Annotated in this window: 5 protein-coding genes and 1 tRNA gene; 1 reads left to right on the forward strand and 5 read right to left on the reverse strand. The window is 42.3% G+C overall.

The genetic code is table 11. The annotated features are described in order from the left end of the window. Nucleotides 1-208 precede the first annotated feature (208 nt). Both Q0I54_RS12825 and Q0I54_RS12830 read right to left on the reverse strand, forming a co-directional pair. Nucleotides 209-2,599, reverse strand: a complete 2,391-nt coding sequence (locus Q0I54_RS12825) for an ATP-dependent DNA helicase (protein ID WP_296119182.1) — start codon at nt 2,597-2,599, stop codon at nt 209-211. Between the two features lie 188 nt (nt 2,600-2,787). Further along, complete coding sequence (locus Q0I54_RS12830) at nt 2,788-3,015, reverse strand: HPr family phosphocarrier protein (protein ID WP_294787881.1); 228 nt, start codon at nt 3,013-3,015, stop codon at nt 2,788-2,790. Between the two features lie 514 nt (nt 3,016-3,529). Here Q0I54_RS12830 and Q0I54_RS12835 point away from each other — a divergent pair. Continuing rightward, a tRNA-Met gene (locus Q0I54_RS12835) sits at nt 3,530-3,603 on the forward strand. A gap of 181 nt (nt 3,604-3,784) precedes the next feature. Here the strand turns inward: Q0I54_RS12835 and Q0I54_RS12840 are convergent. The 3 genes from Q0I54_RS12840 to Q0I54_RS12850 all read right to left on the reverse strand — a co-directional run bounded on the left by Q0I54_RS12840 (nt 3,785) and on the right by Q0I54_RS12850 (nt 5,865). Beyond that, complete coding sequence (locus tag Q0I54_RS12840) at nt 3,785-4,465, reverse strand: J domain-containing protein (RefSeq protein WP_296119186.1); 681 nt, start codon at nt 4,463-4,465, stop codon at nt 3,785-3,787. Next, nucleotides 4,462-5,307, reverse strand: a complete 846-nt coding sequence (locus Q0I54_RS12845; RefSeq protein ID WP_296119189.1) for a DUF5685 family protein — start codon at nt 5,305-5,307, stop codon at nt 4,462-4,464. Before Q0I54_RS12845 ends, Q0I54_RS12840 begins: the two co-directional genes overlap by 4 nt. Nucleotides 5,308-5,400: 93 nt before the next feature. Then, the gene (locus Q0I54_RS12850; RefSeq protein ID WP_296119192.1) at nt 5,401-5,865 is read right to left on the reverse strand and encodes a hypothetical protein; all 465 of its coding nucleotides are present in this window, start codon (nt 5,863-5,865) and stop codon (nt 5,401-5,403) included. Nucleotides 5,866-6,133: the final 268 nt, after the last annotated feature.

Genomic DNA, 6,133 nt, shown 5'->3' on the forward strand with positions numbered 1-6,133 from the left:
GGTGCCGTCAAGTAAATGGGGCAAATCCGGAAGCAAAATCCAAGACAAGACGGTAGGTTGATTTTCGTTACCGCAGCGAGCATAGCCCGCCTCCGTGAGTGTGTCTGAGCACGCTGTTTTTGCGTGCGAGTTCACGGGAGGAGGCGGAAATAAGCGGCGCAGCGGAGGTAGAAAATCATCCGTGTCTGTCTGGATTTCTGCTTCAGATTTACCCTTTACACAGATTCCAGAAGGCTTCCAATGCCCCAGGCAGACTATCCAACGTATGCACCTCATACTGACTCCACTCCCTTGGGAAAAGCTGCCTGTAATCACTTCGCAGAAAGCGTTCATCCAACAGCCCGATAATCCCCCGGTCGGATGCCGTCCGAATCACACGCCCTGCCGCCTGCAGCACTTTATTCATTCCAGGATACTGATACGCATAATCAAATCCCTGTTCATTTTCTTTCTGATAATACTCCTTCAGAATTTCCCGCTTAGTACAAATCTGTGGCAATCCTGTTCCCACGATCAACACACCGATCAGCAGATCTTCTTTCAAATCAATTCCCTCTGAAAAAATACCGCCAAGCACACAAAATGCCGCCAGCGATTTTTCCCGTGGCTCGGCAAATTCCTGTATAAATTCTTCACGCTCGGCTTCATTCATATTTCCGTTCTGCATAATGCAATCTGCTTCCCGCTCATTGATTGCCAGAAACTGTTCATATACATCCTCCATAAACCGATAGGATGGGAAAAAAATCAGATAATTCCCCTTTTTTGCCCGCAGCACTTGTTGAATATACAGCGCGATCCGATGAAATTCTCCAATTGTCCGCCGTGTATACAAACTGCTGACATCCCGGCCAATAAACAACAACCGCTGCTCCTCTTTAAATGCTGAATCCGCATACACTGCATAATTATCTTTTTTTGAACTGAGCAGATTTTTATAATAATTCACAGGCAACAAAGTTGCTGAGAAAAATACCGTACTGTTCCCCCGCTCCAGACATTCCTGCAGATTCGTCGACGGATTCACGCAATACAGATGCAGGCAAAACCTGTTTTCCTCGTCAAAATCTGAATACAGTACATAGTTTTCATCCACCCGCTCAAACATATTCATAAAGTGACGCAGATTCAGATAAAAATCTGTAATCGCCTTCCGCTCCGGCATTTCCCCTCTGGATTGCAAAAACACATCCAGCAGGGACATCAGCCGCATCAGAGAAAACGCAAAGACTCCGATGCTTTCGTACACCACGTATTTCTCACATTCACGCTTCCACTCCAACATCTGTCGATTGCATTTTTCCAGTGCCGCCTCCAGCTTCCGATCTTTGCCGCGCACCAGTTTTTTCACTGCAAGAATCTCTTCCTTAACTAAAACAGCACTGTACATCTCCCGGCCGCGCTCCACCAGATTGTGCGCCTCATCCACCAGAAAAATATAATCGCCCTTCTCTCCCTCGGAAAAGAATCGTTTCAGATACACATTTGGGTCAAACACATAGTTGTAATCACAGATAATGATATCTGCATACAACGACGCATCCAAAGACATTTCAAATGGGCAGACCTGATATTTTTCCGCCTGCGCCAGCATCCGCTCCCTTGTAAAATCATCTTCCGTGGTGATCAGATCATACACCGCATCGTTTACCCGGTCATAATGCCCTTTCGCCCGTGTACAGTTGGATGGATTACAGTCCATCTCCTCACAGGGGCACATTTTCTCCTTTGCTGTCAGCACGATCACTTTGCCCTGATATCCGTGCACTTTCAAAAGATCACAGGTATCCTTTGCAACTGTTCGCGTGATTGTTTTTGCCGTAAGATAAAATATTTTATCTCCGAGATTTTCTCCAACGGCACGGATCGCCGGAAACAGCGTGGAAATCGTTTTTCCGGTTCCGGTGGGCGCCTGAATAAACAATATTTTTTTTCGGTTGATGGTTCTGTATACATCCCCTACCAGTTTGTGCTGTCCCTCCCGGTAAGGAAACGGAAACTCCAGTGTCTGTATGGATGTCTGCCGGATTTTTCTCCATGCAAACTGAAAATCCGTCCATTTTCGATACGCTTCCATCATATCCTGAAACCATCGCTCCAGCCAGAAAAAAGAAAACGCTTCCTGAAAGCGGCAGATTTCTTCCGTATCCAGATTGCAGTAAGTCAGCTGCACGGAAATCTGATTCAATCCATTCTGCAGTGCATAGATATACGCATAACACATCGCCTGCGCCTTATGCACAAAAAACGGTTCTTCCAAACGTGTCACATCGGTATACATGCACTTTATTTCATCAATTGTCACACCTTCTGCATTTGTAATAATACCGTCAGCCCGGCCTTCCAATGTCAGCACATACTGCATCTGCGGTACTTCCAGCTTCAGCGGAACCTCTGCGCGATATTCCATTCCCATCCGTCCCTGGATTTTACGATGCATCCGGCTGCCTTCCTGCATAGCCTCCTTTTGCACACCTTTTCCAATTCGATTGTCAATGTCTCCGGAACGAAAAATAAATTCCACCAGATTTCGTACGGAAATCCGTATTCTCGTTAATTCCTGCTGTTCCGTAACATCCGTGTTTCCTGTTTGTTCCATAAATAACTGTTATCCGCCTTTTCAACACTTTATACTGAACCCTTTCTTTATCCGTCGGTTCAGCAAACTGCTATCAGTGTAACACATCTTGTGCTTTTTTTCACTGCAAACAGAAAAAAGGCCGTACTTTTCATCGTACGACCCTGTTATATATCTCTGTTCTTTTTCAGTGATTGCGTGGTTTCTGATTATGCAGCAGCATACTTGCTCAGAATCTGTTCAAAATTACCATCATTTCCGCCATAAGATACTGTAAAAATTTTCGAAAGCCCAAGACTTAAAACTCCAAGAAATGATTTCGCATCTACGATGGCACGCTGATAGTGCAGGTTAATATCAAAATCACATTCGGATGCTGCATTGACAAATTCCTGTACTTCATTGGTTGCATTTAATTTGATTTTCTTTTCTGTCATGATTGATTCACCCTTTCTATATGAGCTCACCCCTATACAAAATGGAAAATTGGTAACGATTTTATTTTATTTTTCGCTACACTTTATGCAGTTTTCCCACATCGGGTGCATTATTACATGATATCGATTTTTTGTCAAATCAGTATTTTTTGAATTTTGCCCCCAAATTGGTACTTCCAATTGTAAAATTATCTATAATTTTCGTCGAATCTGTCAACGATTTTTCCTAATATTCTTTCCTTTTTCGTCAGATTGTTTTGATTTTATCCGTAATTGCGATGATAAACTTTGGCTATCAAAATATTTTTCATGAATATTTTATTATTTCAGGTCAGATTACTGCGCATTCTGCACAAGTTTATTATTTGCCTCGGCTTTATTCCCCCATATTTCTGCCTCAATTAATCTTTTTATATATGCACAACTGCTGCAAAGGTGGTGCAAAGGATGAGAAAAAATTACAAAAAACTGTTGACAAATCTCGCTACGTCATGTATAGTAAAGAAGTTCGTGTGGCGAGATAGCTCAGTTGGCTAGAGCATGCGGTTCATACCCGCAGTGTCGAGGGTTCGAATCCCCCTCTCGCTATTAAAAAGATCTGTAAAATTTTTTACAGATCTTTTTGTTGTCCAACATTAACTCAGACTATTCTATTTTTTCTAACTGTATCTCGTTTTATCACATATGTGGCATTCTTATACAACTTGGTTACACTTCATATTTCACACAATTTGCAATTGAATATCGATATATTAAACTGATTATATATTTAAAACGGTCGAAAACAACAACAATTCAAAAACATCATAAATCCGCACCAGATTGCACACATCCGTGACAATCCTGAAACCGGTCTCTGATAACTAGATCCCATATTCTGATACCAGGTTCCACCAAACTGCAGATTCTGCAAAAACTGCCGATACTCCATATTACTTGGTTCCATAGCCACCGCCTGCTGCGCATGCTCCTGCGCCACCACATTATTGCCAGCCCCCTGATTAGCCACTGCGGAGAAGAAATACCACCTCGCGCTGCGCTGTCCCATTGGAATATCATTGAGCGCATGCAACGCTTCTTTATAATATCCGTTACGGATATAATTCATTGCTGCCTGCATATTGACCGGATCATTCTGCTGCGAACGCTGCTCACTCTGTCCAGTGAAATCACCAAAACCGCCGAACCCGCCGTAGCTTCCATATGCACCGTAAGGTCCCGACTGCGCGCTTCCATTCTGATATCCGCCTGCGTACCCCTGCTGTTTTTCCTTCATGATCTGGGTATACGCCTGCTGTACTTCTTTAAATTTTTCCTCAGCGATCTCCGGGTGCGGACTATTCACATTTGCATCCGGGTGATATTGTCTGCTGAGTTTTCTATATGCCTTTTTTATTTCTTCATCTGTAGCACCGGGTGATACGCCCAGTACTTCATAAGGATTTCTCACTGAGATTTCCTCCTCTTTTTCTTCTTAGCCTGTACATATTCATACTTCGACCAGACACCTGAGTATAATATATTCCGGATGATCGACGCATGTTGTAAAATCGGAAGCCTCTCAAAAGATTTCGAACATTCCGACATCATACTGGTCAGGATCAGCTTACTTAACGTATCAAAATCCTTCGGATCCTTTTTTACCATCGCTTCAAAAGGATTGTATTCCTTCTTGCGCAGATCCTTTTCCAGATCCTCATACGCATCCATCAGATAAATAAATTTACCCATGTAAAATCCCAGACAGTGTAATTCTTCTGACCAGATATCATCCTTCCATGCAAAAATTTCTCCAAGCATCTCACCGGTCAGACCGGCAATCGCATCCAAATTGGTCTCACGCTTGTTTTCCAACATATTCAACTTTCTCATATATGCTTCCACAGCCTCTAGCTGTCGCGGATATTTACGTGAAATTCTTGCATAATCCCTTTTTAACATCATGGACATCACATGCTTCGGATAATTTTTTTCATCTTGCCAGTCATCCAGCAGGTTATGATAAGATAAAAGTACGTTCATGTCCGAAGCATACTGTGTTGCCTCATTGATATATGCGATTTTCTTTTTGCCCGGATGTAATGGGCAGAAAAAATCTTCCATTTTATTTTCCAGTTCATACAGACCGGAAAGCAGAATGATCAGAAATGTCATATCATAATTCAACAGCATCTGACCTTTTACACCACTGCTTTTTCGCAAAACCTGACACAGTCCGCAGTAATAGGACTGATAATCTTTTCTGTCTTCCTCTGAAAGTTCTTTTCGATTCACATAGATATATCCAAACATGATCATACCCCTCGTATTCTCATCATACTCTTTTTGCGTTTTGTTCCGTCCTTCAATCAGATACTCTTCGCCATCCGCCCATTTCTGCTCTTATCAGGTTCTCTTCACAAATTCGGTGCGGCACTTTGGACATGTAATACATATCTTGCCCTTTCCCTTTGGCACACGCACTTTCTGTGAACAGTTCGGGCAGGAGTAAAAACGGTAAATTTTCTTCTGCTCCTGATGAGCTTTCCATTTTACCTGCTTCTGCGCGAAATTAGTAGAACCGCCGTTTCTGCCTTTTTTGAAAAAACATACGGCGCGATATCTGAAATTCATATATTTCTGATTTTCAGCTGACCGCTTTGCTATATTTTTGGAAAACATGCGATAATAGCACCAGAACAGCAGCACCAATGCAATAATCTCTACGATTGGTCTGCGAATAAACATTGAAACTACCAGAATGATCAGTGCAACCGTTGATAAAAAACGATTGAGCTGATCCATACCATAACGCCCATACATAAATTGTTGAAAACGATTTCTCACCTGTAACACCTCAGCCTTTTTCATTAATAAAGTTCCGTCTTTTTCGGAACCGATAACCTTATGTTACAGTTTGTACAAAACGATGTCAACCAACCTATTGTCTTTTCACAAACATTTTAGAAAAAGTTAATAGAACAAAAAAAACAATTCAAGCAAAACGATAAGCCGGGTTATGTCGTGAATGATCATCTATCCAGGATAACTGTTGCCAGTTATCTCAAGCGACCTACCTAAAGCTGGCGGGCCACGTCAACGCTTTGTTTCGGTCTTGCTTCGAATGGGGTTTACATGT

This window comes from uncultured Eubacterium sp., from assembly GCF_934295145.1.
Taxonomy (GTDB): Bacteria; Bacillota; Clostridia; order Lachnospirales; family Lachnospiraceae; genus Eubacterium_I.

Bases quoted from the DNA above. Each gene is read 5' to 3' on its own strand.
- Q0I54_RS12850 (WP_296119192.1), bottom strand. From the start codon at position 5,865: ATGAAAAAGGCTGAGGTGTTACAGGTGAGAAATCGTTTTCAACAATTT.
- Q0I54_RS12825 (WP_296119182.1), bottom strand. From the start codon at position 2,599: ATGGAACAAACAGGAAACACGGATGTTACGGAACAGCAGGAATTAACG.
- Q0I54_RS12830 (WP_294787881.1), bottom strand. From the start codon at position 3,015: ATGACAGAAAAGAAAATCAAATTAAATGCAACCAATGAAGTACAGGAA.
- Q0I54_RS12845 (WP_296119189.1), bottom strand. From the start codon at position 5,307: ATGTTTGGATATATCTATGTGAATCGAAAAGAACTTTCAGAGGAAGAC.